Source organism: Candidatus Anaeroferrophillus wilburensis, assembly GCA_016934315.1.
In the GTDB taxonomy this organism is placed as follows: Bacteria; Desulfobacterota; Anaeroferrophillalia; order Anaeroferrophillales; family Anaeroferrophillaceae; genus Anaeroferrophillus; species Anaeroferrophillus wilburensis.
This window is the reverse complement of record JAFGSY010000033.1, coordinates 22,052-49,028: the sequence shown is the minus strand read 5'-3', so window position 1 is coordinate 49,028 and position 26,977 is coordinate 22,052. Positions and strand designations below refer to the sequence as shown.

General features: G+C 56.0%; 17 protein-coding genes. 12 read left to right on the top strand and 5 right to left on the bottom strand.

The genetic code is table 11. The features are described from left to right. Positions 1–1,288: AMP-binding protein (locus JXO50_08775; GenBank protein ID MBN2333184.1), on the bottom strand; the 1,288-nt coding region annotated here is incomplete at its 3' end. A gap of 228 nt (positions 1,289–1,516) precedes the next feature. On the opposite strand from JXO50_08775, the gene JXO50_08770 reads away from it, so the two are divergent. The 10 genes from JXO50_08770 (at position 1,517) to JXO50_08725 (ending at position 18,502) form a co-directional block, all read left to right on the top strand. Further along, complete coding sequence (locus JXO50_08770) at positions 1,517–2,347, top strand: DUF2797 domain-containing protein (GenBank protein MBN2333183.1); 831 nt, start codon at positions 1,517–1,519, stop codon at positions 2,345–2,347. A gap of 86 nt (positions 2,348–2,433) precedes the next feature. Further along, the gene (locus JXO50_08765; protein ID MBN2333182.1) at positions 2,434–3,582 is read left to right on the top strand and encodes an MFS transporter; all 1,149 of its coding nucleotides are present in this window, start codon (positions 2,434–2,436) and stop codon (positions 3,580–3,582) included. 39 nt (positions 3,583–3,621) lie between these two features. Next, positions 3,622–6,270, top strand: coding sequence for an aminopeptidase N (gene pepN / locus JXO50_08760; protein MBN2333181.1), 2,649 nt, complete (start codon positions 3,622–3,624; stop codon positions 6,268–6,270). Positions 6,271–6,543: 273 nt separating this feature from the next. Next, on the top strand, positions 6,544–9,162 hold the full coding sequence (locus JXO50_08755) for an ATP-grasp domain-containing protein (GenBank protein MBN2333180.1): 2,619 nt from the start codon (positions 6,544–6,546) through the stop codon (positions 9,160–9,162). Between the two features lie 162 nt (positions 9,163–9,324). Beyond that, the gene (locus JXO50_08750) at positions 9,325–10,245 is read left to right on the top strand and encodes a glycosyltransferase (GenBank protein ID MBN2333179.1); all 921 of its coding nucleotides are present in this window, start codon (positions 9,325–9,327) and stop codon (positions 10,243–10,245) included. A 138-nt stretch (positions 10,246–10,383) separates the two neighbouring features. Further along, on the top strand, positions 10,384–11,700 hold the full coding sequence (locus JXO50_08745) for a phenylacetate--CoA ligase family protein (GenBank protein MBN2333178.1): 1,317 nt from the start codon (positions 10,384–10,386) through the stop codon (positions 11,698–11,700). Positions 11,701–12,108: 408 nt separating this feature from the next. Further along, positions 12,109–12,756, top strand: coding sequence for a CerR family C-terminal domain-containing protein (locus tag JXO50_08740; protein MBN2333177.1), 648 nt, complete (start codon positions 12,109–12,111; stop codon positions 12,754–12,756). Next, positions 12,753–14,135 (top strand): efflux transporter outer membrane subunit, encoded by a 1,383-nt coding sequence (locus JXO50_08735; GenBank protein MBN2333176.1) that lies wholly within the window; start codon positions 12,753–12,755, stop codon positions 14,133–14,135. Before JXO50_08740 ends, JXO50_08735 begins: the two co-directional genes overlap by 4 nt. A gap of 9 nt (positions 14,136–14,144) precedes the next feature. Then, positions 14,145–15,413, top strand: coding sequence for an efflux RND transporter periplasmic adaptor subunit (locus tag JXO50_08730; protein MBN2333175.1), 1,269 nt, complete (start codon positions 14,145–14,147; stop codon positions 15,411–15,413). Next, positions 15,410–18,502 carry an efflux RND transporter permease subunit gene (locus tag JXO50_08725; protein MBN2333174.1) on the top strand — a complete coding sequence of 1,031 codons (3,093 nt, stop codon included), beginning with the start codon at positions 15,410–15,412 and terminating at the stop codon, positions 18,500–18,502. The genes JXO50_08730 and JXO50_08725 overlap by 4 nt, the downstream gene beginning before the upstream one ends. Positions 18,503–18,635: 133 nt before the next feature. Here the strand turns inward: JXO50_08725 and JXO50_08720 are convergent, their stop codons facing one another. The 4 genes from JXO50_08720 to JXO50_08705 form a co-directional block, all read right to left on the bottom strand. Next, positions 18,636–21,071, bottom strand: coding sequence for a bifunctional acetate--CoA ligase family protein/GNAT family N-acetyltransferase (locus JXO50_08720; protein ID MBN2333173.1), 2,436 nt, complete (start codon positions 21,069–21,071; stop codon positions 18,636–18,638). A gap of 64 nt (positions 21,072–21,135) precedes the next feature. Then, positions 21,136–22,896 carry a TIGR04190 family B12-binding domain/radical SAM domain protein gene (locus JXO50_08715; protein MBN2333172.1) on the bottom strand — a complete coding sequence of 587 codons (1,761 nt, stop codon included), beginning with the start codon at positions 22,894–22,896 and terminating at the stop codon, positions 21,136–21,138. A gap of 141 nt (positions 22,897–23,037) precedes the next feature. Next, complete coding sequence (locus JXO50_08710) at positions 23,038–24,228, bottom strand: threonine ammonia-lyase (GenBank protein MBN2333171.1); 1,191 nt, start codon at positions 24,226–24,228, stop codon at positions 23,038–23,040. Positions 24,229–24,564: 336 nt separating this feature from the next. After that, on the bottom strand, positions 24,565–25,011 hold the full coding sequence (locus JXO50_08705) for a hypothetical protein (GenBank protein ID MBN2333170.1): 447 nt from the start codon (positions 25,009–25,011) through the stop codon (positions 24,565–24,567). 279 nt (positions 25,012–25,290) lie between these two features. Between JXO50_08705 and JXO50_08700 the strand changes: the two genes are divergently transcribed. Both JXO50_08700 and JXO50_08695 read left to right on the top strand, forming a co-directional pair. Next, on the top strand, positions 25,291–26,265 hold the full coding sequence (locus JXO50_08700) for an ATP-binding cassette domain-containing protein (protein ID MBN2333169.1): 975 nt from the start codon (positions 25,291–25,293) through the stop codon (positions 26,263–26,265). Beyond that, entirely contained in the window at positions 26,262–26,975 is a 714-nt protein-coding gene (locus JXO50_08695) for an ABC transporter permease (GenBank protein MBN2333168.1), read from the top strand. The genes JXO50_08700 and JXO50_08695 overlap by 4 nt, the downstream gene beginning before the upstream one ends. The last annotated feature ends 2 nt before the right edge of the window (positions 26,976–26,977 follow it).

Genomic DNA, 26,977 nt, shown 5'->3' with positions numbered 1-26,977 from the left:
TATTGAAGCCGCCACGGATAATCATATCCTTGACCCGGTCGACAATGTAAAAAAAGCCGTCCTCATCCATGGTTCCCAGGTCGCCGGTATGCAGCCAGGAAGTTCCTTTAAAGGCGGCTTCGGTGGCTTCCGGTTTATTGTAATAGCCCTTCATGACGTTGTGGCCCCGAATGACAATCTCTCCCACCTCGCCAACCGGCACCTCCTGATTCTGTTCGTTGAATACCTTGACCTCAACTCCCCAGAGCGGAAAGCCCACCGACCCGGGTTTGCAGGGTTTATGCATCTGGTTGAACGTTGCCACCGGTGACGACTCTGACAGACCGTAGCCTTCAAGGATGGGAATATCATACTTCTTTTGAATTCCCTGGAGGATTTCCAGAGGCAGGGAGGCGCCGCCGGAAACCCCGATCCGCAGGTTCTTGCTGATCTGGTCGAAATCAAACTGGTTGTCTTTGTCATCATAATGGAGGAGGGCCCAGTACATGGTGGGTACACCGGCGAAAACGGTGGCTTTATCATGTTGGATGGCACTGAAGACCGCTTCGGGGGTAAAGCGGGGGATGAGGACCATGGTGTTGCCCATGGTGAAGCCGCCGTTCATGAGAACCGTCTGGCCGAAGGAATGGAAGAGGGGCAGCACCAGAACATGGGTGTCATCATGGTTGAGTTTCAGGATGTCCCGGCAGCAAAGGGCGTTCATGGTTACGTTGGAATGGGAGAGCTCCGCCCCTTTGGGGAAGCCGGTGGTCCCGGAGGTGTAGAGGATTACCGCCGTGTCGTCAGGGTCGGTGGCCACCGTGTCGAATTCAGCTCCCTGGGATCCCATCATCATACCCATGGTTTCGGCGCCGGCAATCGGCGAGGGTGCCGCCGGATCGGCGGTCATCAGCCAGAAATGCTCACAGCTGTCGGTGATCTGAAAGGCTTTGAAGCCTTCTTCGCCCATGGGAAGTTCGGGCGATCCCTGGAAGCAGAAAAAGGCCTTGGCATCACTGTCTTCAAGATGGTAGGCGATTTCCCGGCTTTTCAGCAGGACGTTCAGGGGGACGACGGCGGCACCGGTCTTAAGAATGGCATAGTAGACCATGGGGAAGTAGGGCAGGTTTGGGCAGCTGAGGGCGACCTTGTCACCCCTGCCAACGCCGGCTTTGATCAAGCCGTTGGCAATCTTGTTGCAGAATGCATTGAGCTGGCTGAAAGAAAGCTTCTGCTTACCGAAGATAACGGCAGTTTTGTCCGGATATTCCTGCACACTGTAGTCAAAGATGGTGGCCAGATTGAGCATGGTTTCCTCCTTTAAAGATATCTGGATTGCGAGCCTTTTTCGAAAGTCAACGAAATTGAGACAGTGTTTTAATCCATACGATGATCAAGGTTGATTGTCAAGTGGGAAATGAATTCCTAATGCTCTTCGTAATTTATTCATAATGTACTTGGATGCTTGACTTTCAGAGGGAAAAGGCAGAAAGTAGCCGCTGGTGTCCAGCGAATCATGATAGAAAGAGAGGGAGCGATGGCGGTTGTTGCCGGAAATTTGCGCAAAATGTCGGCTCGCCTGGAGCGGCCGGTGGTTTACCAACTGCCGGTGGGGGCGGCGATGGTGGAACTTAATCCGCATATCGGCCGGGAACTTGCCATCCGCCATACTGGCCGGATCAACTGTATTGCCTGCGGCCGGGAGATCAAAAAAACATTTCAGCAAGGCTACTGTTTTCCCTGCGTGCGAAGCCTGGCCGCCTGTGATTCCTGCCAGGTCAAACCGGAGCTTTGCCATTATGCTGCCGGTACCTGCAGAGAACCGGAATGGGGGCTGGCCCACTGTATGCAGGACCACTATGTCTATCTGGCCAACACTTCCGGACTCAAAGTGGGGATCACCCGCTTTTCCCAGGTGCCGACCCGCTGGATTGACCAGGGGGCCCGCCAGGCATTGCCGATGTATAGCGTTAAGAGCAGACTACAGTCGGGGTTGGTTGAGGTGGTGCTCAAGGAGCAGGTGAGCGACCGGACTGATTGGCGGCGGATGCTGCAGGGTGACCCGGAGCCGGTTGATCTGCCGGCTGCGGCCCTGCGGCTGCATGAGCAGTGTGCCGGTGAAATCAAAATCCTCCAGGAGCAACTGGGAGGGTCGGCAATCACGTTGCTGACCGACCGGCAGCCGGTGGATATTATCTATCCGGTGGAACGTTATCCGGAAAAGGTTAGAACCTATAATCTGGATAAGAAACCGAATATCAGTGATCTGCTGCTGGGTATCAAGGGTCAGTATCTGATTTTTGCCGGCGGGGTGCTGAATGTGCGCAAGTACGCCGGCTATTTCGTCGAAGTGGGCCCGGCTGACTGAGCGGCAACGTCCATCCATGGTAATTTCAGTCAGCTACAGCCAATCAACATGAGGGTGAGAGCGTTGGGTAAGGAAATGGAATCCTGATGAAAACCATTGCGGCTAATCCCATGTACCGCTATCTGATAGTCCTGACCATTGCTTCAACCGTTGGACTGCAGGCGTGGCGGACGCTGTTTAACAATTTTGCCGTTGAAGTGGCCGGCCTCAACGGAGCCCAGGTGGGTGTCATCCAGTCGGTCAGGGAAATTCCCGGTTTTCTGGCCCTGCTGACGGTGTATTTCATTCTCCTGATCAAGGAACACCATTTGTCGGCCCTGTCGGTGTTATGCCTGGGGCTGGGGGTGGCGGCGACCGGCTGTCTGCCCACTTATGGCGGACTGGTTTTTACCACCCTGATCATGAGTTCCGGTTTTCACTATTATGAAACGACCAACCAGTCGCTGACCCTGCAGTATTTCGATCGCTACAAATCTCCGCTGGTTTTCGGCAGCCAGCGGCGCTGTGCCGCAGCGTCCAATATTGCCGTCGGCATTTTTATCTACTTCAGCCAGCCGTTTTTCAGCTACCGGCAGCTGTATCTGCTGATCGGCGGTCTCATCGGCCTGCTGGCGCTCTGGGGGTTTTTCCAGCAGCCGGTGGATGAAACCCTGCCACCCCAGCGGAAGAAAATGGTGTTCAGGAAGCGCTACTGGCTTTTCTACTTTTTAACCTTCATGGCTGGCGCCCGGCGGCAGATTTTCATCGCTTTTGCTGTGTTCCTGATGGTGAATAATTTTCACTTTTCGGTGCGGGAAGTGGCCGTACTCTTTCTGGTCAACAACCTGATCAATTTTTATCTGAGTCCGATGATCGGCAGAGCCATTGTCCGTTTTGGCGAACGAAAAGTCCTGTCACTGGAATATGGCAGCCTGATCCTGATTTTTATAGGCTACGCCCTGCTGCAGAACCGGATGGCCATTGCCGTCCTTTATATCCTCGATCATATTTTCTTCAACTTTGCCATCGCTATCCGGACCTATTTCCAGAAAATCGGTGCCCCCAGGGATATCGCCCCGACCATGGCCGTCGGCTTTACCATCAATCATATCTCCGCCGTGGTCCTGCCGGCGGTCGGCGGCTTGATCTGGATGATCGACTATCGGCTGGTTTTTCTCGCCGGGGCTCTCATGAGCCTGGTATCCCTGCTGGCCAGTCAGATGATCCGTACCGCCGCGCCCGAGTCGACGCCATAATCCGTAACCACACAAACATCCAGGACGTACAAGCCAATGATGAACAGCAACGAGCCGAAAACCATCCATCGCCATGACTACCAGCCGCCGCCCTTCCTTATCGACCAGGTGGAGCTGCTTTTTGACCTCAATGAGGAGAGGACCGTGGTCACCTCCCGGCTGGCAATCCGCCGCAATCACACCGTTGGTTCGCCGGCCACCAAACCGTTGGTGCTGGCCGGCCGCCAGTTGATTCTGCGCTCCCTTTCACTGGATGGCCGCCAGTTGTTTGAAACAGACTACCAGGTGGATGGTGAATCGCTGACCATCACTGAGGTGCCTGCGGCCTTCCGGTTGGAGATTATTACCGAGATCAATCCCAAGGCCAATACGGCGTTGGAGGGCCTCTACCTTTCCAGCGGCAATTTCTGCACCCAGTGCGAAGCCCAGGGATTTCGCAAAATCACCTACTTCCTTGACCGGCCCGACGTTCTGGCTCGCTACCGGACTACCATTATTGCCGACCGGCAGCGCTATCCGGTGCTGCTGGCCAACGGTAATCTGGTAGCGCAGGACAACCGGCCCAATGACCGGCACGAGGCAACCTGGGAGGACCCATTTCCCAAGCCGTGCTATCTCTTCGCCCTGGTGGCTGGCAATCTGGTGCAGATCGCCGACCGTTTTACCACCGCTTCCGGCCGTCAGGTTGCCCTCCATATCTATGTGGAGCAACAGAACCGCGACAAGTGCGACCATGCCATGAGTGCCCTCAAAAAAGCCATGCGCTGGGACGAGGAAACCTATGGCCTCGAATATGATCTCGACTGCTACATGATCGTCGCCGTCGATGATTTCAACATGGGGGCGATGGAGAACAAAGGGTTGAATATTTTCAATTCCCGCTATGTTCTCGCCCGGCCGGATACCGCCACTGACGCAGATTTCCAGGGAGTGGAGGGGGTCATTGCCCATGAGTATTTTCACAACTGGACTGGCAACCGGGTCACCTGCCGCGACTGGTTTCAGCTGAGTCTCAAGGAGGGGCTGACCGTTTTTCGCGACCAGGAGTTCTCGGCTGCCACGATGGGGCGGGCGGTCAAAAGGATCGAGGATGTGCGGCTGCTGCGCAGCAGCCAGTTTCCCGAGGATCGCGGCCCCCTGGCTCATCCGGTGCGTCCCGATTCCTATGTGGAGATCAACAATTTTTATACCACCACCGTCTACAACAAAGGGGCTGAAGTGATCCGCATGCTGCAGACCCTGATCGGTGCCGGCGCTTTTCGCCGGGGACTGAACCTCTACTTGGAACGGCATGACGGCCAGGCGGCAACCATCGAAGACTTTATCGAGGCCATGGCGGAGGTGAGCGGCCGGGATTTTTCCCAATTCTGCCGTTGGTATAGCCAGGCGGGGACGCCGCTGCTGGCCGTGGAAACATGCCATGACCCCCGGCAGCAAACCTTTACTTTGACCCTGCGGCAGTCCTGTCCTTCCACCCCTGGTCAGGAGCAGAAACTGCCTTTTCATCTGCCGGTGGTTGTTGGTTTGCTGGATGCCGAAGGACGAGAAATTTCCCTGCAGCTGGCCGGGGAAGCGATGCCGGCCGGCGGTTCCCGGGTTCTGGAGCTGCGGGAGGCGGAAGAAACCTTCCAGTTTATGGGCGTGGCCGAGCTGCCGGTTCTCTCCTGCCTGCGGGGGTTTTCGGCGCCGGTCATCCTGAAGATCGACTATGCCGATGAGAATCTGGCCTTTCTTCTGGCCCATGACGGTGATGATTTCAACCGCTGGGAGGCGGGCCAGCAGCTGGCGGTTCGCATCATGCTGGGCCTGCTGGCCGAGCGCCGTGCCGGTCATCAGTTGAGCATCCCTTCGGTGTTCAGCGAAGCGCTGCGGCAGGTGCTGGTGCAGCGCGAGATTGATCCGGCCCTGCGGGCCCTGGCTTTGACGCTCCCCACCGAAACGTATGTGGGCGAGCAACTTGAGGTTATCGATCCGCTGGCCATCCATGAGGTGCGGGAGTTCATGGCCCATTCCTTAGCAACGGTGCTGCGCGATGATCTGCTGGTAGTGTATGAGCACAACACCGACCCGGGCCCCTACAGCCCGGAACCGGAGGCCATCGGCCGACGCAGCCTGAAAAATGTCTGCCTCGGCTACCTGATGAAGCTGGCCGATCCCACAAGCCAAGATCTGGGGCTGCGGCAGTTTCACCTAGGGGCCAATATGACCGATGTGCTGGCAGCCCTCAACGGGCTGGCCAACAGCGACCATCCCCAGCGGCAGGCGACCCTTGATGCTTTTTACCGTCAATGGTCGGCGGAGCCTCTGGTGCTGGATAAATGGTTTGCCGTGCAGGCGGCCGCCGGTCGGCCCGATACCCTGACTACTGTTGAACAGCTGCTGGAGCATCCCGCTTTTACTTGGCAGAACCCCAACCGGGTGCGGGCGCTGATCGGCACTTTCTGTCATGGCAACCCGGCGTCCTTCCACGAAGCCGGTGGCGCCGGCTATGGTTTTCTCGCCGATCAGGTGTTGATGCTCAACGGCAGCAACCCCCAGATTGCCGCCCGCCTGCTGACCGCCATGACCCGGTGGCGCCGCTACGACGAGGCCCGGCAGGAATTGATGTGCGGCCAGCTGGAGAGGATTGCAGCTGCTGACGGTCTTTCCCGGGATGTCTATGAAATTGCGGCCAAAAGCCTGGCCTAGGCATAGTCATTACGGGTGATGCCATATTCCATCCTTTGTTAGATTTTCTCGGTGGCACTATTGCCCTTGTGCGGGATGATCTCAACACTTGGGGAAAGGTGTTTCTAGTGGGGGGCAGCATTGCTTCCTTGAAAAACAATTTTCTGTCAGCCCTTGGTGAAATATGTGTAGAGACACGCTGTGCCCATAAAGCTTGTCCTTAGACGATCTTACCGCGGAGGTAACTGCTTTACCGACTGGCCTGCCGTCCATTGTCGGATTCAGCTTGAGCCTGTGAAAACCGCGTCGAGCGGCTTTCACAGGCGGTTGGCGGAGCTGGTTGCGGAGATGTTGCCCCCTGGTTTCCGTGATGCCGATGCAATCAATTGTTGGTTTCGTGCCGTTTCCGAGGTGCGAGAACAGGACGAGTTCGCCGCGATGCGCCTCCTGCCGGCGCTGGCGCTCACCCTGCAGAATGTCGCAGGAGCCCGGTTGGAGCCAACATGCTGCCATGCTGCCAGCGCCGGTCCTTACTGGGATCTGTTGTGCACCTACGAGACATCGTCGGTCGCAGAAGCTGCCATGAACCTGAGTTTGCGCATGGCGGACGCGGTGCTATCGGGAGCCGGTGTGGGGCAGGGTGCGAAACGGCAATTTCAAGGTGCGTTCGACAGATTTATCGGGATTGCCCGGAGCCTGTCCATGGACCTTTCTACCATGGCTGTTGTCCGTGCGGCCCGCGCCCGAGGGATTCCCGCCCACCGAATCAGCGACAATGCCCGCTTCGTCCGCCTGGGCCAGGGGCGCCACCAGCGCAAGGTCTTCGAGACCCTGTCCAGCAGCACCACCGCCGTGGGTTCCAAGCTTTCCAACAATAAGGCCGTCACCGCCGAGCTGCTTGCCTCTGTCGGGATCCCCGTGCCCAGACAATATGGGCTCCTGAATGATCAACAGCTGATGGCCGCAGTGGAGGTGATAGGCTTTCCTCTGGTGGTCAAGCCCGTATTCGGGGCAAAGGGCAAAGGCGTGGCTGTCGGGGTCGCTACCAAGGATGAGTTGAGGAGGACGGCGGCAGATGCTTTACGCGTTTTCCCGGGCGGCATCCTCGTGCAGCAGTTCGTTCCCGGAGCTGAACATCGCCTGCTGGTGGTGAACGGCACCCTGGTGGCCGCCGCCCAGCGTATCCCCGCGAGTGTGATCGGCGATGGCAGGCATACTGTCCGGGAGCTTGTGGATGTCGAGAATCAGAACCCCTTGCGTGATATTGACTTCCGCTCGGTGCTCGAAAAACTTTTTTTGGACGAGGAAGCGGACAGAGTGCTTGCCGGCCAAGGGGTTACCCGTGATTCGGTACCTCAGGTGGGGGTGCGTGTCTTTCTCAGGAGGACAGCTAACATTTCCACCGGTGGAACCGGTGTCGACGTCACGGAGCGGGTCCACCCGGCGGTGGCGAACATGGCGACCTTGGCCGTCGAGGTTCTGGGGCTGGATATTGCCGGAGTTGACTACATTACGCCCGACATCTCTCTGTCTCCCCATGCCAGCGGCGGTGCCGTCATCGAGGTGAATCCCTGCCCCGGCTTGCGTCCCCACTGGTCTGTTAAGGGCAGCGGGCGAGATGTGGTCTCGCCGATAATTGATGGTCTGTTTCCTCCGGGATGCTCATCACGGGTGCCGACAGTGGCCGTCACCGGCAGCCTTGGCAAGACCACCACCTGCCGGATGCTCAAGGAGATGCTGGGGGAGCAAGGCTATAAGGTCGGCATGGTGTCCACCGACGGTGTCTATGTGGATGAAGAACGCCTCCGACCTGGTGACTGGTCGGGCGGCGAGGCCTGCCAGTGGATCTTCAATCATCCCGGCGTGGGAGCGGCAGTGTTGGAGACGGCCCGTGGCGGAATCCTGAAGGGCGGACTTGGTTTTGACTGTTGCGATGTGGCCGTCGTTCTGAACGTGGCGGACGAACACCTGGGACAGGATGGCGTGGAAACCCTGGAGGAGATGGCGAGGGTGAAAGCTACTGTCGCCAGGGCCGCCACCCGGGCGGTAGTTCTGAACGCAGATGATCCCTTGTGCATGGCGATGCGCAAGGATGTTCCGCCAGGCTGTGATATCGTCCTGTTCGGCATGTTTCCGGAAGCGGAACCCATGGCCGGCCATGCACGTGCTGGGGGTCATAGCATCTTTTTTTGGTCGGCGGACGGCTCACTGGAGATGATGATCGGTCGTGGTTCTTCGAGGAAGCGGGTGATGGCGGCTGCCGAGATTCGCGCCTATCGCGGCGGGTTGATTCCCCACAACCTGCAAAATGTCCTTGCGGCCGCTGCAACCGCCCACGCCATGGGCGTGGAGGGGACGGTCATTCGACGTGTCCTTTCCCGTTTCGAGGCGAATGTCGGGGACAACCCCGGGCGACTCAGTGAATATGAAGGTCTGCCGTTTCGGTTGATTATCGACCGTCCGGTGAACGCTGCTAATCTGACAAGCCTCTGCCATCTGGTGCAGCAGATGCCCTGTACGGGCAAAAGGATCCTGGCCATGACGGCCGCGGGCAACCGCCGCGACAGCCAGCTTGAGGCCATGGCCGCCGCGGTGGCCGCCTGCTTCGATCATTACATCCTGTTCGACTGGGATTCCCTGCGGGGGCGAAAGCGGGGAGAGGTGTCGTGGATCCTGGCCCGAAGACTCGGTGCGGCCGGTGTCAGCTCGGAGGCCATCGAAATAGTCGTTGACCAGGCCGAGGCATATCACCGGGCATTGACCATGGCGCACCAGGAAGACATCGTGGCCCTGCATTGCATTGACACGGGGCTCAGGAGGGATGCGTTGTTTCATCTGCTGAAGACGGGGCCACCTTTTAGTCCGCAGACCTACCGCGATCATATGCGACAGGGCAGGAAGCGAGCCCGTTAAGCGGATGCCGGGGGTGGACGTGGCCGGCGATCGTCCCCGCCTCCTGTGCCGGCAGCGAGGCCCACGGTCATCGAAATCAACCAACGACGGGAAAGCGGAAATGGCCGCTTCTTGTTATGCGGCCATATGTTAGGGAATAAGTTTTTTCGGGAGTGTTGTTATATGAAACTCGGGTTATGCATGGTTGTCAAGGATGAAGCAAACACCATAGGTTCTTGCCTTGGGGGGATTGTCGACCAGCTTGATGATATCGTTGTGGTAGATACGGGCTCCACGGATCAAACACGGGAGATTCTTGTTGAGCGGTTCGGTATCCAGCCTGTTCAATTTACCCTTGACCACAATCGGGGGATATTTATATCCCATGCCCGCAACTATGCCTATTCCCTCGTTAAAACACCATGGATCCTTTCACTTGATGCCGATGAAAGGATAGCTGCAGATGGTGTTGAATCGATCAAAGGATTGCCCCTTTCTGAACAAACGGCTGGTTACTTCTGCTCTTGGAATACCCCAAAAGGCGGAATATTGATCGAGGATTACAAGCTGTTTGTCTTTCGAAATGGACTGCGTAGTACCGGTAGTCGACATGAAAATATGCAGTATGACATCCGACATAAGGGTATGAGAGCGGAGTGGGTTTCCGAGGTGAAGGTTTTGCACCAGCCCGAAGCACGAAAGGCCGCTGTCAAGGCTAGGATCTATAAGGAGTCGTTGCTTGCGGTCGTGAAAGATGAGCCGGACTGGTTCAGACATTATTGGTTCCTGGGATATGGCTATTTTCTAAGTGGAGACTGGGACGAGGCAATGTACTATCTGGGGATTGCCGCCAGGTCTTTTTCGAGGGAATTCCCGGTCGAGTGTTTGAACTCTGCAATGGTTTTGGCTCATATGTACGCGCGAACAGGTGCAGTGGACAAGTTGGAAGAAACCCTGTCGGCCGGTTTGGAGTTCCATGATTATGTCAAGGATGATTTTGAAGTACGGATTAATTTTCGCATGAAGCCATGGCTTGACTGCGCGATGGATAACTGCATGGCCGGCAAACTGGACGCAATTGTTATCTATCAATTTTCTTCATGACCCGAAGCGGAAGGTCGCAATAAGACGCCACATTCAATCGGCACAACTTTCCCGAACAGGATTGTAGACGTGTCAGAATTTGTATCCTCAATTCCTCTCCACTCCAGGTCAGTCATTCCGACTGCCGCAGGAGATCAAATGCTGGCACTCCTTCGTCAACTTGACAAAAGTCAATGGTTTTCGGCCGGGGAGATTGCCGCAATGCAGTTCCGTCAGCTCGCCGAAGTGTGTTCCCATGCCAGAAGAACCGTGCCCTATTATCGTACAATGTTCAGCGGCATGCCTTTGGGTATGGGGCCGGATAAACTTCGTGAGATTTGGGGGGAAATACCGGTTCTGACCAGGCAGGATGTCCAGACGCATGAGAAAGAACTGGTTAGTAATCTGCCGCCGGTGAAGCATGGCAGAATCATGCAGAAAAAGACATCCGGCTCAACAGGCAGGCCGATCACCATGCTGTCCACCGAGTTGGAGCAGCTCTTCTGGAAGGTTATTACTGTTCGTGAGCACCTCTGGCACAAAAGAGATTTTTCCGGGAAATTGTCTGCCATCCGCAGGTCGAAGTGGGATCCTGGTGATCAGCGAGATGGTTCCTGTGTGGCAGGCTGGGGGCCTGCAACAGATATCATCTTTCGAACGGGTCAATCCTCATTGCTGAATATTCAGAATGATATTTGTCGGCAGGCCGAATGGCTTTGCGCCGAGAACCCTGAATATCTGATATCTTTTCCGTCCAACTTGCATGCTTTGGCCGACCTGTTTATTGAACAAGGCTTGCGGCTGACGAATGTGCGTGAAATTCGTACGGTTGGCGAAGTTGTATCATCCAGGCTCAGAGACCTTTGCCGGCAGGCGTGGGATGCCCCGGTGGTGGATATCTATTCCGCCCAGGAGGTCGGCTATATCGCTTTGCAGTGTCCTGAAAATGATCATTATCACGTGCAGTCGGAAACTATGTTGGTTGAAGTGCTTGATGACCATGATCAACCGACTGCCGCGGGTCAGGTTGGCAGGTTGGTCTTGACGCCGTTCTACAATTTTGCCATGCCCTTTATCCGCTATGAGATAGGTGATTATGCCGAGGTTGGTGAGCCTTGTTCGTGCGGTCGCGGACTTCCCGTTTTACGTCGTATCCTCGGCCGGGTCAGGAATATGGTGACCTATCCTACCGGAGAAAAAAAATGGCCCTACCTTGGTGAAAACAAATATGCCGAGATCGCTCCTGTGCTGCAGTACCAGTTGGTTCAGACCCATCTGGATAAAATTGAAGCCAGGCTTGTTGTTGGTCGACCGCTGACCGTGGATGAGGAAAGCGCTTTGGCCCGTCACATCCAGTCCGAGCTTGGCTATCGATTCAGGATCGATTTTGCCTACCTTGAAACCATTAACAGAAGTGCAAATTTCAAATTTGAGGATTTCATTTCTCTGCTTACAGAGACAACGGGCAGCGAATAGAGCACAGATTTACCCCCTCTCCAACGTGTTAAAAGTCATCATCTCGGCGAAGGCCGGGGTCCAACCTGATTGCAACTGGCTGAAAACAGAAAAATGGGACACCCATAAAAGGCTCCTGGTCAAGGAGCTTGTTTTTCCGTCCAAAGGAAATACCCCTCTTCCCTTGCGAAGGCTCATTACCCCGGGTTCGAGTCATCAGCCCCATCAGAGACTTTTATTCCCTGTTGATTTGTCCAAAATCGGTGCTAGCCGCCACAGAAGTAAAAAGGAGAATCCAATAAGAAAAAGGCAGGTGTTGGCAAGGCAAGATGGACGCTTTTTACCCTTGACTTGTCAAAATAAATGTTTTAAATGGTTATTTGAAAATAGTGATTTTCTTGAAAGTATTGACTATCTCAGCAGGTTTTTATGGCTGCTAAAGCGGAACGAAAAAAGAGTACCAAGGAGAGGCTGTTGGAAAGCGCGGCCCTGGTTTTTACCGAAAAAGGTTTTGCCAACGCCTCGGTGGCCGAAATCTGTGAGCTGGCCGGGGCCAACATCGCGGCGGTCAACTACCATTTTCGCTCCAAGGATGCACTCTACCGGCAGGTGCTGGAGTTTACCTTTTCCCAGGCGGAAAAGCGCTATCCTATGGCGCACGATACTGGGATGATTGCCGAAGAACGTCTTTACCGGATGATCCTGGCCTTGCTGCAAAGGATTTTGTGTGCTGAAATAAAGGGCAATTTTTACAAGCTGGTATCCAAGGAGATGGCCGAACCGACCGCTGCCAGCGGCGACCTGATCGGTGAGATCATTTTTCGCCAGTGCAGCAGGATGCAGCAGGTGATCCAGGATATCTACGGCAACCCGGCAGACGACGAGCTGCTCATGCGCATGACTCACAGCATCATCAGCCAGTGTCTTTTCCTGGGTCAGCATAAAGAGGGTCGCAGCCACCACCTGAAGCGCCGGCCCCTCGAGCTGGCCGATGCGGAATCATTCGCCAGGCATATTGCCGATTTTTCCATTGCCGGGATTAAATATTATCGCAGCCTGCCGAGAGGAAACCCATGATCCACCCCCTGTCTGTTCTCCTGCTGAGTGTACTGCTGTCAGCCTGCAGTTTTTCCCGGCCGGCTGTGATCACTGAACCTCCCCAGGGATTGCCTACCCGTTTTTCCCTGCCTTCCGAGAGCCGGGACCAGGAATTTCCCTGGTGGCAGGCGCTTAATAGTATTGAGCTGAACCATTTGATGGAGCAGGGGGTGCAGGGGAACTTCACCATTCGGGACGCATGGGCCAGGCTGGATCAGACACGCTTTGAGGCAGTGAAAGCCGGGGCAGCCCGATTTCCCCAGGTGGATCTGGGAGTATCGGGTTCGCGATTTGAGATAAAGAACCGGGGCCGGCAGCAAGGGGAGACGGAGTGGTCTCTGGGGGTGGCGGCTAGTTATGAGCTTGACTTGTGGGGGCGGATAGCAGCGGGCAGGGAGAGTGCGATTCTGCGGGCGGAAGCTTCACATGAAGACCTGCAGGCTGCCGTGGTGACGGTGACCGGCGAGATTGCCCGGCAATGGGTGCAGCTGATTGCCGCTAAAAGGCAGCAGGAGGTGTTGGAGCAGCAGCTGGTTCTACAGCAGGAACTGCTAAAACTGATAAAATGGCGATTCGTCCAGGGTCGCTCATCGGCGCTGGACATTTATCAACAGCAGCAAGCCATCGAAAAAATTGATGCGGCCCTGATTCCGGTGGTTAGCGACTGGCAACTGGGGAAACGCCGCTTAGCACTGCTTCTGGGGCAGGCGGATCTGGATGAAACGCTGGTCCGGCAGCAGGAATTTCCTGCAATCAGTACTATTCCTGCACTTGGTTTGCCCATCGATCTGCTGTCATCACGTCCCGATGTTCGGGCTGCCAGCCTGCGGCTGCGCGACGCTGAATGGACTGAGATTGAGGCGCGGGCCGACCGTCTGCCGGCAGTAAAACTGACGGCTTCCCATACGTATAGCAGTGAAAATCCAGGGTCACTCTTTGACAACTGGCTACTGAACCTAGTTGGCAATCTTGCTACTCCCCTGATCGATGGCCGGCGCCGGCAGGCGGAGGTGGGTCGAACCGGGGCGGTGGTTGATCAGCGACTGGTTCTCTATGGCGAAACCGTTATTAATGCCGTCAAGGAGGTTGAGGATTCCCTGGTTCAGGAAGATCATTATCGCCTCCTGGAAGCCTCCTTGCAGAAACAGCTGCGTCTTTCGCAGCAGACGTTGCGGGAAGCGAGGAACCGTTATTTGAGTGGTACCAGCGATTTCCTTAATGTGTTGCAGGAGGAGCTCAATACCTTGCAGCTGCGGCAGAACCTGATTGCCGCCCGGGAAAATATGATTATTGCCAGGATCACTCTTCATAAAGCACTGGGTGGTTCCTGGGTGGCAAACTATCTGCAGGAGCAATAGGACGTCCTTATGTCTGAACAGTACAAGACGAATAGCAAGCTCACCAGTGATACACCGGTTCCCAGGCGATCATGGCAACAGCGGCTGCTGGCCGTCGGTCTCATTGTAATCCTGCTGGTTGCTGGCACGTTTCTTACCAGGTATCTGCTGCGGAACAAGCCCCAGGTGGGGAAAAGACCGCCGGCAAAAATGCAGACCCTGGTCAAGGTCATGGCGGTCATGCCAGAGAACAGCCATGTAGTTGTCAAGGCCCAGGGCAGGGTCGTGCCGGCCCAGGAGGTCAGTCTGGAGGCCAGGGTTGCCGGCCGGGTGGTCGCCCTCCATCCCCGGCTTAAACCAGGCGGTATGATTGCCCGGGGCGAGGTGCTGGTGGCCCTTGACGACACCGACTACCGTTTGGCTCTGCGGGCCCAGCAGGATGCTCTGGCTAGGGCTCAGGCTGATTTGCGGATTGAGGAGGGCAACCAGATGATTGCCCTCCAGGAGTGGGAAACCATCAGTCGGTTGACCGGCGAGATGGAGAGCGCAAATGTTGATCTGGCTTTGCGGAAACCTCAGCTGGCCAAAGCCCAGGCCAATCTTGAATCAGCCCTGACCGCTGTGGAGAAAGCCCGGGTTGATCTCCAGCGGACGGTCATCAAAGCACCTTTTAACCTGATTGTCAGCAGTAAAAATGTTGACTTGGGTTCCCAGGTTTCTCTCAAGTCAGTGATTGCCACCCTGGTGGGGTTGGATACGTTCTGGGCGGAGATCTCTCTGCCGGTGGAAAAGCTTGACTGGCTGGATCTGCCGGCCGCCGGCCGCCCCGGATCTTCGGCAACTCTCTATGTAAACGGTGATATTTCCTCCTATGAGGGCCGGATTATCAGCCTGCAGCCGGAACTTGATCCCGATGGCTTGATGGCCCGTCTGCTGATTGCTGTTGATGATCCCATGGGTCTCAAGGGCCAGCGTAAACCCCTGTTTCTGGGCAGTTTTGTCCGGGCGGAAATGGTCGGCCGCACGGTTGCCGGGGTATATCGGATCCCCCGGTCGGCTCTGAAGGAGAATAGTCGGGTCTTGACGGCGGACAGTGATGGCCGGCTTCGTAGTCGGACGGTTGCCGTCCTGTGGAAGGATACCGATTTTGTGCTCATCAGTCAGGGGCTGGATGCGGGGGACCGGGTTATCATCTCCAATGTCCCCGCCCCCATCGAGGGGATGCTGCTGGAGATCATTGCCGATGGGTCTGGCGAAGCTGCTGCTAACAATGCATCGGGCCGTGAGACCAGCAAATGACTGCCAACAACCCCCTCTATAAAGGACCTATTGCCTGGATGGCGGAAAATCATGTAGCGGCCAACCTGCTGATGATTTTTCTCCTGGTGGGCGGTTTCTTTTGGGGAACCCAGATCAAGCAGGAGGTCTTTCCCGAGTTTACCCTCGACACGGTGGTTGTCTCGGTAGTCTATCCCGGCGCCAGCCCCGAGGAGGTTGCCGAAGGGATTGTGCTGCCGGTTGAGGAGGCGATTCAGGAGCTGGACGGCATTGAGGAGATCACCTCCACCGCCAATGAAGGGGTCGGCACGGTCACTGTTGAAGCCCATATCGACGCTGATCTTCAGCAGCTGGCGGTGGATATCAAAAATGAGGTGGACCGGATTACCGCCTTTCCCGAAGAGGCTGAAGAGCCGCTGGTCACCATCCCGTCGCGCAAGCGGCAGGTGGTCACCCTGGTGGTCTACGGGGATCAGAGTCCGCAGGTGCTGCGGGAAGTTACCGAAATGATCCGTGACCAGCTGGTTCAGGATGAGGAGATAACTCAGGCGGAACTGCTGGGGGAAAGCCCGCTGGAAATGAGCATCGAGGTTTCCCAGGAGAGTCTGCGGGCCTACAACCTCAAGTTGGAGCAGATAGCCCAAAAGGTGAAAAACGCTTCGCTTGATCTGCCAGGCGGCAGCATCAAGACCCGAGGAGGGGAGATCCTGGTGCGCATGAAGGAGCGCCGGGATCTGGCGGCGGAATTCGCCCGCATCCCCATCATCAGTGGCCTCGGTGGCACGGTGGTTACTCTGGGGGAGATTGCCGAGATTAACGACGGCTTCGAGGAAACCGATCAGTTTCTTGTCTACAACGGCAAGCCGGCCCTCGGGATCGATGTCTTTCGCATCGGCAAGCAAACCCCGATTACGGTTTCCGGCGCCGTCCATCGGCAGGTGGAGAGGCTGCGGGAAGCCTTGCCGACAGGGATCCTGGTCGATACGGTCAATGACCGCTCGGACATTTTTAAGCAGCGCATTCAGCTGCTGATTAAAAACGGTTGTTTTGGTCTTGTCCTGGTCTTTATCCTGTTGGGGGTGTTTCTTGAGCTGCGGCTGGCGTTCTGGGTGACCATGGGGATTCCCATTTCTTTTCTCGGATCGCTGCTGGTGATTCCCCAGTTTGACGTCAGCATCAACATGGTGTCCCTCTTTGCCTTTATCATCTCCCTGGGAATTGTTGTCGACGACGCCATTGTGGTCGGCGAGAACGTCTACAGCTATAAGCAGGAAGGCTGCAGCTCCTTTGAGGCGGCGGTAAGGGGCGCCAAAGAGATCGCAGTGCCGGTTACCTTCAGTGTGCTGACCAACATCGTCACCTTTCTGCCGCTCTATTTCGTTCCCGGCGTCATGGGGAAGATTTTTCGCAACATCCCGGTGGTCGTGGCTTCGGTTTTCTTCATCTCCCTGGTGGAATCGCTGATTATCCTGCCGGCTCATCTGGGGCATCAGAAGAAAGTCAAAAACTCAGTCATGATTTTCATCTCCCGGCAGCAGCAGAAATTTTCCCATGGCTTTGCCACTTTTGTCCGCAGCATCTATGGCCCTTTTTTGAAAATTTCCCTGCGCTTCCGCTATGTGAGCATTACTTTGGGCATCGTTATTCTGATGGTAACGATTGCCTATGTCAAAAGCGGCCGCATGGGGATGACCCTGTTCCCGCGGGTGGAATCGGATCTTGCCTATGTGCAGGCGGTGCTGCCGGTGGGCGTCCCGGTTGCCGATACTATGGTTGTCCATGATCAGCTGCTCGCTGCCGGTGAAAAGCTGATTGCTGAGATCGGTCGGGAGAAACAGGTGAAGGGAATTTTATCCTACATCGACAACAACTCCACCTGGATCCAGATTCATATGATCCCCCCTGAAGAACGGCTGGTGAACACCTCTGAATTCACCCGCCGCTGGCGGCAGGCGGTGGGCAGTATTGCCGGCCTGGAAACCATCAAGTTTCGTGCCGATCACGGCGGCCCTGGTTCAGGTGCTGCCCTGACCATCGAGCTGCAGCATCGGGATACGGCGGTCCTTGAGCAGGCCAGTGCCGAACTGGCCGCCGCTCTGAGTTTTTTCCCGCTGGTTTCCGATATTGATGACGGTTTTACTCCCGGCAAGGAGCAGCTTGATTTCAAGTTGAAGCCGGCCGGTTACCGGCTGGGTCTTGACCCCCGGGAAGTGGCCCGCCAGGTCCGCAGTGCGTATTACGGCTACGAGGTGCTGACCCAGCTGCGGGGGCGCAACGAGCTGACCATTATGGTGAGGAACCCCGATCAGGAAAGGAAAGCGGAGTATTATCTGGATGAGATGCTGGTTTCAACGCCTAAGGGTGTCAAGGTGCCGCTCCAGGAGGTGGTGGAGATCATCAGGGGCAATGCCTATACCACCATCAACAGGCGCAATGGCCGGCGGGTAGTGACGGTTTCCGCTGATGTGACCCCCCAGAGCAAGGCGGAGATGGTCAGTGAGGCGCTGAAAAAGGAAACTCTGCCGCAGCTGAAGGAAAAATATCACGGTCTTGACTACAGTTTTGCCGGCAAGCAGTCGGACCGTATGGAAAGCATGGCAGCCCTGGGGAAAGGAATGATCATTGCTATGCTGGTGGTCTACCTGCTGCTGGCTGTTCCTTTTAAAAGTTACATCCAGCCGGCGATTATCATGGTCAGTATCCCCTTCGGCATTGTCGGGGCGATTGTCGGCCACCTGATCATGGGCTACAGCCTCAGTCTTTTGAGTATGTTCGGCATTGTTGCCCTCTCCGGGGTGGTGGTTAATGATGCCCTGGTGCTGATCGATTTTGCCAACCGTAAAGTGCGTGATGGCTCTACCCATTATGCGGCTATTGTCAATGCCGGCATTCAGCGTTTCCGACCCATCATACTCACCACCCTGACCACCTTCTTCGGTCTCATGCCGATGATTTTCGAAACCTCAATGCAGGCCAGGTTCTTGATTCCCATGGCTATTTCTTTGGGCTTTGGCATCCTTTTCTCCACCTTGATTACTTTGATCATGGTGCCGGCTTTGTATGTCATTGTTGAGGATGTCAAGAACGGTATGCGGAAGCTGCTTGGATAGCTTGCCTGGCTGTTCGGGAAGCCTGGCGAGAAAGATTTGTGGGTATGCCCGACAGCGGGTTGGCAGTCGGACCTTGTTTGCTGCAGGCATCGTCGCCCAGGATTCTTCCGGAGCCCGGCAGGAAAAAGGTGCCTTACTCCTTGGCGTCCGGACCACCGTCAAGCTCAAGCTTGACCAGAATTACGTTCCCTTCGCTCTCATACTCGCTGAAGCCAAAGCGCCGGCAGAAACCGATCATTGTCTGGTTTTCAGCGAGAACCTTGCCGTAAATGGTTCTGATCTGCCGGTCTTTGGCGATTTCCAGCAGTCTTTCCATCAGTACCTTCCCTACGCCTTTTCCCTGCCAGGCGTCGGTTATCACTAGGGCAAACTCGTGTCGGTCGTCCTGGGGATAGTAGGCCAGCCGGTTGACGCCGATGGTTGTGTCAACGCCGTTTTCTTCCACCAGGGCAATGATGGCCATCTCCCGATCGTAATCAATCTGGGTAAAGCGGGATATCTGTTCGTGGCTCAATTTTTTCCGGTAGCTGAAAAAACGGTAGTAGTTGGTCTGGCGGGAAAGGGAATGAAAAAAGGCGAAATGTTTTTCCTCGTCTTCCGGCTTGATAGGCCGGATCAGCAGCCGGGTGCCGTCGGCAAGGGTTGCAAAAAACTGATACTGGTGGGGATAAGGCATGATCACCAGGTGGTGGGGGGCGATGGTAGCGGTGTAGCTGGCCATGATGCTGGCATTGGTCGTGGCTACGTCGCCGGTTTCCCTGACCGTCAGCACCAGCTTTGCCTGCCTGATCTCGGCAAAATCGCAGATCAGGGCTGAGAAGCGTAGCAGTAGATCTTCCAGTCTGGTGAGCGGATAGGATGCCAGAATATCGGCAGCTGGTGAACGTTCAATCAGCCGTTGCGCCTGCAGAGAATTCAGGGGTGGGAGCATGATGGCTGTCCGGCTGTTGAAACGGCTGCAGAAACCGCTGATGCCAAGGGAGAAGTAAGGTCCAAATTCGGGATCCCAGCGACAGCTGAGTGCCAGTTCTACGCCGGCCACCGGCAGGGTTTGGCTGGTGACCGTAATGCCGTAGGTTTGCAGCAGTTCTCTGACAACAGTTTCCGGCAGGGGGGCTGGCTCTGGTGCCAGGTGCGGGGCTACTATCTGCCGAACCCGGGCCTGATGGGTGGGCGAGGCGTCGTCGAATTGGGGCGGGATGGCCATCAGTTTGGCCAGTTTATAGCGGTAGCGCTCACTGTAGTAATAGGCGCTCAGGGCTTCTTCAAGAGTGAAATAGATGGGGATGTCAGCCTGCATGAAATTCCGGGCCTTGTAGCGGTGAAAGGGGCTGCCCCCCAGCCAGGCATAAAAAATTTTTCCGGGAAACCGCTCTCCGTTTTTTTGTACCTGGTCAACAATGGTATGGGGTTCCATGAAGCCGTTGATAACCATAAGCACAATAAGGGCGTCAACGTTTCCCGATTCCAGACAGGCGGCAATGGTGGCACTGAAACAGTCATTGTCTGCGGTTGCCCCCACATCGATGGGATTTTCGTCTGACTTTTCTGGAAGGAGCTCTGTCAGCTTTTGTTGCAAGGGTGGCTGGATCGCCGCAGGTGCCAGTTGCCGTGAAAGGAGCTGGTCAAGGGCAAACAACCCCAGGGCTCCGGAGTTGGTGATCAGGGCAAAACGATTACCAAAAGGGATATGGCTGGTGGACAGGGTGATGCCGGCGGTGAGCAACTCATTGATGGTGTCCACCATGATAACACCCGCTCGGCGGAAAGCACTGTCGTAGACTGCATCGCTCCCCAGGTGGTCGGCGTTGCGCCGTTCAATAAGCGACTGAATCATGGGGTGGCGGCCGCTTTTGAGAACGATGATCGGTTTTACCCGAGCAGTGGAGCGGCAGGCGCTGAGAAATTTTTTGACGCTGCCGATATTTTCCATGTACAGAGCGATGCTGCCGACCTGGTCGTCACCACCCAGGTAGTCGATGAGATCACCGAAATCGATATCTGCCAAGCTGCCGATGCTGACCACGTGGCTGAAACCGATATTTCGTTCCCGGGCAATGTCGAGAATTGAGGTGATCAGGGCGCCGCTCTGGGAAACCAGGGCAATGCGTCCCTGGTGGGGCATCGTCGAGTGATAGGAGGCGTTGAGGTTAAGCCGCGGGATAAGGAGACCGATGGAGTTGGCACCCAGGATTCTGATTTGATGTCTGCCGGCCTGTGATAAAATATCATCGAGCAGTGCCGTCTGGATTTTCTCGGCGAATCCCAGGAGGATGATCGATGCAACCGTACTGATGTTTTGAGCGCGAAAGATTTCCGGCACAGTGGTTAGCGGCAGGGCGACGATGAGAATGTCGATGGGCTGGTTGATCTGCTCCAGGCTGTCCGCCGTGATGCCCTTGACGTCGGTGGGCAGGCAGGGGGCCCCGACGAAATAGACGGACCGGCCGCCATTCAGCCGTGACAGATTGGCAGTCAGCAGCTGTTCTTTATAGCTGCCCGGACAGAAATCGGCGATCACCGCAATGCAGCGGGGGTCGAAAAGCTGACTGAGTTTTCTGGTACTCATCTTTTTCCCAACCGCCTCATGCTCCGCTCGCCTGCCAGGTTCGTTCCGGCCCGAAGGTGCGGGGTCAGCGTCGGCGACGTTTAAGGATGTTGCTGCAGATATCTGCAGTCCCCATCTTGATCAATTGCGGCAGATTGAACGAGGTGATGCCATAGGGCAGATCAAGCTCGGTTTTTTCGCATACCGTGGAAGCGTTGGCCCGGTCAATCTGCGGTTTGAGGGCCAGCAACTCCTGTTTCAGCTCTTCGGGTGAACATTCATTGAGCAGGCGGTCTATCCGGGCCATGAGGGCGACGGCGCGGTTGATGCGATCGTCGGTTTCGGCGGCGACCGCCGGACTGATGAGGCCGAACTTGGCCTTGAGGGCATTGAGCCGGCGGCCGGCTTCATACGTTACGTCGCCCATTTCATCGCGGCTCATCCAGTGGGTTTCGTAGTTGAGAATATGTTTCCAGGTGGGTGCCAGCAGGATCTGCCGGTGTTCCTCCAGCGTTCGGCAGAGAATATGGTAACCATATTTTTCCGGCTGTTCAAAAAGCAGGCTTCCCGGATCCACAAAGGGTGCCAGAGGACCGATAAAGGGCATGAAACGGCCGTCGCCATAACGTTCCAGCAGCCGTTCGAAATAGTCGATGCTCTCCAGGACGGATTGGGCGGTCTGCTCCGGCAGGCCGATCATGAAAAACAGGTCAAAGCGGCGGCAGCCGACCGCCAGACAGTTGGCGATGGTGTCCTCAATCTCTTCATTAGTGTAGCTCATATTGAGCGCCCGGCGGACAGCAGGATCATGGGATTCGGGGGAAAATTCAACGACAAAGTTGGGCAGGGCATCGGCGAGTTCATCGGCAAATGGCCGATCGATGGGACCGAAAATCTCCAGCATGCCCTGTCCTGGATATCCTTTAATGGCTTTCAGAAAACGGTGGGCATAGTCCATCCCCGCATGGCGGATATCGCCGAGGATGAAGCCCGGTCCGCGGCTGATGTTGTACATGTCCCGCATATCCTGGGCCAATTTTTCCGGTGAGCGGAAAGCTGGAGCCTTGCGGTCGGAGATCAGGCGCGAGGCCGAGGCGGAGCCGCCGCAGTATGAACAGTTGTGCTTGCAACCGCGTACGGTAATGACCGCCATGGCCGGATAGTCAATCCAATGGCTGAAGGGGATGTAGTTGAGAAAGTCAAAATCGCGGACCACCGAACGGACCATCTGGCGGTAGTTCATCTCCAGGTGGTCCAGATCGGCGGGTAGGTAGGTCTGCGGGTTGTGGTGAATCTCCCCCTGGCGGTCTTTCCAGCTCAGATTGGGAATGGCGGCCAGGGCCTCTTCGTCGATATGGTCGCGGTGATCAGCGGCGGTAATGCAGGCGGTCAGCTGGTGCAGGGGTTCTTCGGTTGAATCGCCGCGCAGAACATAATCCACCTGTGGGTAGCCAATCAGTTCCTGATAAAAATAGGAGGCGGAAAAGCCGCCGAAAAAAACCGGTGTTTCAGGGTGATATTTTTTAACCAGCTCAGCGATTGCCAGGGAACCATGGGCGTGGGGCAGCCAGTGGAGGTCGATACCGAAGGCTCTGCCCTGCAACCGGGCAAGATGTTGTTCGACATTGAAGGTTTTGGAACGCACCATGCGGGCGGCCAGGTTGACAATCCGGGTGCGGAAGCCGGCCTCTTCAAGGTAGGCGCACATGGTGGAAAAGCCCACCGGGTACATGTCGAAAATCGGTTCTGAAGGCACCAGATCGCTGGTGGGCCCCCACAGGGTGGCCCGCCTGCGAAAATCGTAGACGGTGGGGGCATGGAGAAAGATGACGTCAGCAACGGCCATGATATGGAAACTCCCATTGTCGGCGGAGAAGGTTAGCAGGTCCTGAAAAAGAGGGAAAACTATAACATGTCCGGGTGCGCAGCACAAGCTGGATGGACATCTTTCGTTTCCCTGCCAACCGTGTGATGTGAGGGGCGGTGATCACGGTGATGATTGGTGGCTGAGAACCGTGTAGCCCTCGTTCTCCAACTGGGCGGCAATCGTCCGGCCATGGCCCGGCCCTCTGGTTTCAATGGTGATTGCCGCCCGCAGGAAGCCGAAAGGCAGATCGGCCACCAGCCGTTCATGGTGGACATTAAGAATGTTGCCCCGTTGGTCGGCAATAATGCCGGTAACCTTATGGAGGCTGCCAGGAACATCCTGGATTTCCAAGGTGATGATGGTGATTCTGCCATTGGCTGCCAGGCCACGGTGAATAATGTGGTCAACGACGGTGAAATCAATATTGCCGCCGCTGATCAGCAGAATTACCCGGCGTCCCTGAAAGTGACGCGGATACTGCAGCAGCGCCGCCAGGGGGACGGCGCCGGCACCCTCGACAACCAACTTCTTTCGTTCCATCAGCAGCAGAATGGCTTCGGCAATCCGGTTTTCGTCGACGAGCATCATCTCATCAACATACTGGTTCATGATTGCCAGGGTTTGGCGGCCCACCTGGCCCACCGCAATGCCGTCAGCCAGGGTTGGCGCCGGTTGCTGCGCGGTCAAAGTGCCTGAAGTAAAACTGCGGCTGGCGGATGGCGCGGCCTCTGTCTGGATGCCGATAATTCTGGTAGCCGGTGAGAGTTCCTTAACCGCGCAGGCAATGCCGGCGATCAGGCCGCCGCCGCCCACCGGGACCAGGATGGTATCAATATTCTCCAACTGCCGGCATAATTCCAAGCCGATGGTTCCCTGGCCAGCAATGATCTGCGGATCATCGAAAGGATGGATGAATGCGGTCTGCTGCTCTCTGGCATACTGCAGCGATTCGGTCAACGTGGTGCCGTGGAGGACGACCCGGGCGCCGTAGCTGCGGGTGGCCTCCTCCTTGTTCAGCGCTACAGTTTCCGGCATGACGATGGTTGCCTCTTTGCCCAGTCGGCTGGCGGCAAACGCCACCGCCTGGGCATGGTTGCCCATGGAGGCTGCAATGACCTGCGATTCCCGCAGCTGGATAAGCTTGTTGAATGCCCCCCTGACCTTAAAGGAACCGGTCTTCTGCAGGTTTTCCGCTTTGAGAAAAATCTCGGCACCGCTCATCTGACTGAAAGAAAGGGAATGGATGAGCGGGGTCAGGTGGATGTGGGGATGGATGCGGCCGGCCGCATCGCGGATGTCGACAACGTTCATTGAAGCACCATGGCAGAGAAGGTGGTTTCCTGATGAGCTAGCATGTTTATCGCCCCTTTGCAACCTTTCGTCAATATCGATGGCTTCGTAGCGGCTCCACCTTTTCCGCTACGCTGCAACCTTTATCATTGGGTTGTCTTGGATGTACAACCCAATGATGAAGGTTTTGCTTGCCTCGAATCTGGAGCCGTTGCTGCGCCTCCGGTTTTCAAGGTGTTTTCCAGTTGTTACGAGTTCATCAATGTTCATGGTTCATGGAGTAAAAAAAACCGGTGAGCATAGATACGCTCACCGGTCCAACGAAAAAGGAGGGGAGGGGGTTATGAAAAGAAGTGTTTATCCGGCCGTTGGCTGGGCCTTGCGCCAGCCGGCTTCCATGAAGTTTTTCATCCGGGTGATGCTCCATTCTTTCAAGGTTTCCGCATATCTGCGCTTGTCAACCTTGGCAATTTCAAGCATTTTTTCCCGTTCCCTGATGCTCTGTTCCATGTCGGTCGGTGTGACTCCCTGCCAAGTGGAATAGCGTTCGTCAAAGACAAATTCCGGTGTAATCTGGCTTTCCGGGATGCCAACCTTGGCCAGCAGATATTGTATCTGCGGCATGTCATATTCGATGATCCAGCCGTTGTCCACCAGCATGGTTTCCGAATTGACCGCTACCTTGCTGCTGCAGGAAGGGCAGTAGACGTTCTCAATAACCGAAGGGGGCAGGATGTTATTCATGTTGTTGAATTGAGCCTTTTCGCTGCTGCACTGACAGGTGAATTCAATTTTCATGCACATGGTCTTACTCCTCCTATGGTATGGTGGGTAGTCTTAAATGAGACTAAATTTATTTAATTAATCATGATTAACATGGAAATGTGATGCTGTCAAGAGGGAAATTGGTAAAAAATAATTTCTCGCTTTTTTTGCTTCCCGTATCCTCTTGACAAAGAACGGCTAAAACCTATATTTTCCTTGGTTCCTGATTTGATGGATGTGTGGTAAGGCGTGCAGGAAGTTGGTGCGAGGTTGCCCGCAAGAGCTTTGCCATGGTATTTTCTACTGAGGAATGTCTCTATGATTACTGTAACATCGTTGAGCAAACAGTTTGACCGGGTGCCGGCGGTCAACGATATTTCCTTTACGGTACCGAAGGGCCAGATTCTCGGCCTCCTGGGTCCCAACGGGGCCGGCAAGAGCACCACCATGAAGATGTTGACCGGCTACCTGTCGCCCTCTGCCGGTACCGTTGCCATCGCTGGCCATGATGTGCTGACTGATTCCCTTGCCGTCCGTCGCTCCCTCGGCTATCTGCCGGAAAGCAATCCCCTCTATGATGAGATGAATGTCCTTGATCAGCTCCTCTTCGCAGTACGTATGCGCGAGGTTCCGGCCTCCAGGGTGCGTGACCGGATGCGGACGGTGATCCGGGTCTGCGGTCTGGAAAAGGTGCTGGAAAAAAAAACCGGAACCCTTTCCAAGGGTTACCGTCAACGCCTGGGGCTGGCCCAGGCCATTGTCCACGATCCGCCGGTACTGATCCTGGATGAGCCGACCTCCGGTCTTGACCCCAACCAGATCGGTGAAATCCGCTCCCTGATCAAAACCCTGGGGGCGGAAAAAACCCTGATCCTCAGCACCCACATTCTGCCGGAGGTACAGAGTACCTGTGACCGGATTCTGATTATGAACCGGGGCCGCCTGGTGGCTGACGGATCGCCGGACGAACTGGCGTCCCGGGCCGGCGGCGAAGAGCTTATCCGGGTGGAGCTGAAAGGTGAGCCCGAGGGCTGCCGGGAAAAACTGGCTGCCATTCCCACGGTGGCCGCCGTCAGCCACCAGGCGGCCGGTGAGCCGGGGACCACCAGCCTGCTCGTCAAAGGCCGGAAGGGAGGCGAAGGAGATCTGCGGGAGCTGGTCTATGGGGTTGTCCGGCAGGAAAACTGGCCCCTGCTGGAGCTCTACCGGCACCAGCTGAGCCTTGAAGATGTTTTTAAACAATTGACCCTGGGTGAACCTGCAGCCAAGGCGGAGAGCAGGAGGGTGGCATGAGAAAGATATGGACTATTGGTGCCCGTGAATTAGCCGCTTTCTTTAATTCGCCGGTTGCCTACATCGTTATCGTTGTCTATTTGTTGATCTGTGGCTGGTTCTTTTCCGCCAACCTCTTTTTTGACCAGCAGGCATCGCTGCGCGGTTTTTTCAGTATGGCGCCGCTGATGTTTATCTTTTTTGCGCCGTCAATCAGCATGGGACTGGTGGCCGAGGAGCAGAAAAGCGGCACGGCGGAACTGCTGTTCACCTATCCAGTGACCTCTTTTGCGGTGCTGGCCGGCAAGTATGCCGCCGCCTGTCTGCTGATGTCGCTGGCGGTGCTGCTGACCTTTCCCTATGCTCTGACCATCCTCGCCCTGGGCCAGCCCGACCTGGGGGCACTGGCCACCGGTTATCTCGGTTTGCTCCTCATGGGGGCTCTCTACCTGGCAATCGGCCTCTGGGCCAGTACCATGGTCAACAGCCAGCTGTCGGCCTTTATCCTCAGCTTTCTGGTTTCCTTCTGCTTCTTTATCCTCGATAAATTTATTGTCTGGATGCCGCCCGCCATTGCCCGGATGGCCGGTTTTCTCAGTGTCGACAACCATTTCAAAGCCCTGTCCCGGGGAGTTATCGACAGCCGTGATCTGATCTATTACCTGAGTGTGGTCATGTTCTTTTTTGCCTGGTCCCTCTACCTGGTTCAACGTCGGAAGTGGAGGGGATAGTC